The organism is Streptomyces sp. URMC 126 (assembly GCF_051386555.1).
Taxonomy (GTDB): Bacteria; Actinomycetota; Actinomycetes; order Streptomycetales; family Streptomycetaceae; genus Streptomyces.
Genome location: NZ_JBPQTX010000528.1, coordinates 1 through 2827 on the forward strand (window position 1 = coordinate 1; position 2827 = coordinate 2827).

Sequence of the window (2827 nt, forward strand, 5' to 3'; positions counted from 1 at the left end):
GGGTAGGTGCGGTCGGGATGGGGTGCTTTCCGACGGGGTGCTTTTCGAGGGGGTGCTCGGCCCGAGGCCCCTGGAACCGAGCTCCGCGCGGGCGGCGTCACATGCCGGTCAAGCCGCATAGCCTGTCCGACACCCGATCCCACCGATCCCACCGATCCAAACCATCGCATCCGCCCACCCCCACCCCCCGTCTCGTGCTCACCGCACACGCCCCACGCACGTACGCACCCCACGCACCCCCAGAGGAAGACGGCGACCATGGCACCCTCCGGCTGGCTCTGCGCCGGCCCGCGCTGGAGCACGGCCGGACCTGCCCTGCGGTGGCTCCACCCCGCGCACGGCGAACGTCTCTCGCCGCTGCCCCCAGGCCGCCCGCTCGGCTTCGTCACCGGCGCCCGGAGGCACTGCGTCGGCGTCCGGCGCGCCGGGCGGTACACGCCCTGCCCGGTCGGCGCCGAGGTGACCGCCGCTGCCGTGTCCGCCCAGTGCGCGGAGTGCGCCCGGCTGGACCGCTCCCACTCGGTCGCGGCCGACACGGCGGCCGACGACCCGCGGCCGTACGACGTCTACCTCGCCTGGTTCGCCCCCGGACTGATCAAGGCCGGCATCACGGCCACCGAGCGTCAGGGCGTCCGGCTGCTCGAACAGGCCGCCCTCTCCTACGTCCTGCTCGGCCGCGGCCCACTGATGGCCGCCCGCCGGACGGAGGCCGTACTCGGCGCCGCGCTGGGCGTTCCGGACCGCTTCCCGTACGCCGCCAAGCGCGCCGCGCGCCACCCGCCCGCCCCGGCGGACGCACGGGCCGCCGAACTCGCCGCGCTCCACGAGCGCGCCCGCGCGCTCCCCGGACTGCCGGAGTCGCTGGAGGCGCTGCCCTGCCTGCCCGTCCACCACGACGACGTGTTCCACCTGGACCGCCTCGGCCCCCGCCACGGCGTCGTCGACCTCTCACCCGGGTGCGCGGTCGTCGGACACGTCCTCGCCGTGGCGGGCCCCGATGTCTACCTGGAGACGACGGACGGCCGTCAGTTGCTCGTGGACGCGCGGCGGCTGGCGGGCTGGGAGCCGTCGGCCGCACCGGCCGGGGCCCGGACCACGGCAACGGTCCGGGCCCCGGAACAGGACGGTCCGGAGGGGCTGTTCTGACGCTCGGGCGGCCCGGCGTCCGACCCGTTGCGCAAACGTGCTCGACCCAGCCGTCTTCCGGCCGAGATGATCGACTATGGAGTTCCTCTGTTACCACCGCGATCGCCCCGGCTCCCGGCCGCTCCGCGACGAACTGCTCGCGAAGCACCGGGCCTACATGGACCGGTACGCGCGGGAGATGATCGCCCGCGGTCCCACGTTCGCCGACGACGGGGAGACCTGCACCGGCAGCCTGCACATCGTCGACCTGCCCGGCCCGTCCGCCGCCCGCGCCTTCGCCTTCGACGAGCCGAACCAGCAGGCCGGTGTCCACCGCGACGTGCTGCTGCGCCGGTGGCGCAACACCCTGGGCCGCACCATGTGGGACTTCCCCGGCGGCCGGAGCGGCGGCAACCGGTTTCTGGTCCTCGGCCTCGGCGAGGGGGAGGCCGCCGACCTCGCCGTGCCGCCGTGCCGGGACGAGCTGATCGCCTACGGTCCGCTGCTGTCCGACGACGGCGCCGCCTGGCTGGGAACGGCGGCGCTGCTCCGGGCGCCGGACCCGGAGGCGGCACGCGCCGTCCTGACCCCGGGCCGGTACGCCGATATCGAAGTGCACGACTGGGAGTTCGGCGGGCGGCCCGACGACCGGTGACGCCCCCCGCCGGGTGGTGCGGTGCCGTGCCGTCGGCGGACCGGACGCGGGCGGCCGCGTTGCCGCGGGGGCGGCGGCCTCCTCGCCCTGGGTGCCAGTGACCTCTTTTCCTCGCTGCCAGTGGCTCCTTGTCGCGGATGTGGGCGGGCGGGCGTGGTGGTTTCCGGCCGCTTCGAGCTGCTTCGAGCCGCTTCGAGTCGTTCGGAGCCGCTCCGCTCCATGGCGTACCGCCCCCGTGCAGCCGGCGCGCGCTCCAAGCCTCGGGCTGCGGACGGGTCGTCGCCCACCGGGTCCGCGACGTGCGGACGCCGCGTCAAGCGGCCGGTTCGCCGGGCGCCAACCTCCGTCCTCCGCGCAGGAATTCCCGCATCGAAGGGCCGCCGCGCAGACACCACAGGGCGATGACCGGGTCACAGATCGCGCACCCGAGCGACGAACCGTGCGCGAACGGCACGATGGGGTTGCCCTTGAGGTGGTGCACGACGTCCCACGCCGTGTGCAGCAGCCAGCCGACGCCCACGAACGTCCAGGAGTCCAGGGCGCGGTACGCGACGTACGTGGCCAGCGTGGCGAACGCGAACTCCCAGCCGCCCAGTCCGCCGCCGCTGAGGTAGGCGGCGCCCGCCCCCGCGACCATGACGGCGTTGAGGCGCAGCCGGTGGGCCTCGCCGACGAGGGACATCACCAGCGCGTAGAGGAGACCGATGCCGATCGGCGCGACGTACTGCAGGTAGTGCAGATAGTGCATGGGGTGCCTTCCGTGAAGGGTGCGAGGGGGGCGCGGCGCGGCCCGGCGGTCGCGGCGGACCGGGCTTCGCCCCGCCGTACGGATCACGGCGTCACCGCGCCGTACGGAACACACGGTAGGAAGGCCGGTTTACGGGCCACAGGGGCATTGCCGACACGTTCCGACGGATTACCGCCGCCATGCCCCGCAACGACCGCAACGACCGCAACGCCCGCGACGCCTGCACCGCCTGCACCGCTTGCAACGCCCCGCCACGCCCGCAAGGCCCCGCCCCGCCCGGCAACGTCCCACTCCTGTCT

General features: G+C 74.6%; 3 protein-coding genes. 2 read left to right on the forward strand and 1 reads right to left on the reverse strand.

Annotated elements, in window-relative coordinates:
- The first annotated feature begins 258 nt into the window (after positions 1-258).
- On the forward strand, positions 259-1146 hold the full coding sequence (locus tag ACSNOK_RS32310; RefSeq protein WP_436784349.1) for a DUF2797 domain-containing protein: 888 nt from the start codon (positions 259-261) through the stop codon (positions 1144-1146).
- 76 nt (positions 1147-1222) lie between these two features.
- Positions 1223-1780 carry a YciI family protein gene (locus tag ACSNOK_RS32315; RefSeq protein WP_436784350.1) on the forward strand — a complete coding sequence of 186 codons (558 nt, stop codon included), beginning with the start codon at positions 1223-1225 and terminating at the stop codon, positions 1778-1780.
- A gap of 313 nt (positions 1781-2093) precedes the next feature.
- Here ACSNOK_RS32315 and ACSNOK_RS32320 read toward each other — a convergent pair whose 3' ends face one another.
- Positions 2094-2528 carry a DUF6010 family protein gene (locus ACSNOK_RS32320; protein WP_436784351.1) on the reverse strand — a complete coding sequence of 145 codons (435 nt, stop codon included), beginning with the start codon at positions 2526-2528 and terminating at the stop codon, positions 2094-2096.
- Between the last annotated feature and the right edge of the window lie 299 nt (positions 2529-2827).

Excerpts from the sequence above, each read along its gene's own strand:
- ACSNOK_RS32310 (WP_436784349.1), top strand. The coding sequence starts at position 259 with ATGGCACCCTCCGGCTGGCTCTGCGCCGGCCCGCGCTGGAGCACGGCC.
- ACSNOK_RS32320 (WP_436784351.1), bottom strand. The coding sequence starts at position 2,528 with ATGCACTATCTGCACTACCTGCAGTACGTCGCGCCGATCGGCATCGGT.
- ACSNOK_RS32315 (WP_436784350.1), top strand. The coding sequence starts at position 1,223 with ATGGAGTTCCTCTGTTACCACCGCGATCGCCCCGGCTCCCGGCCGCTC.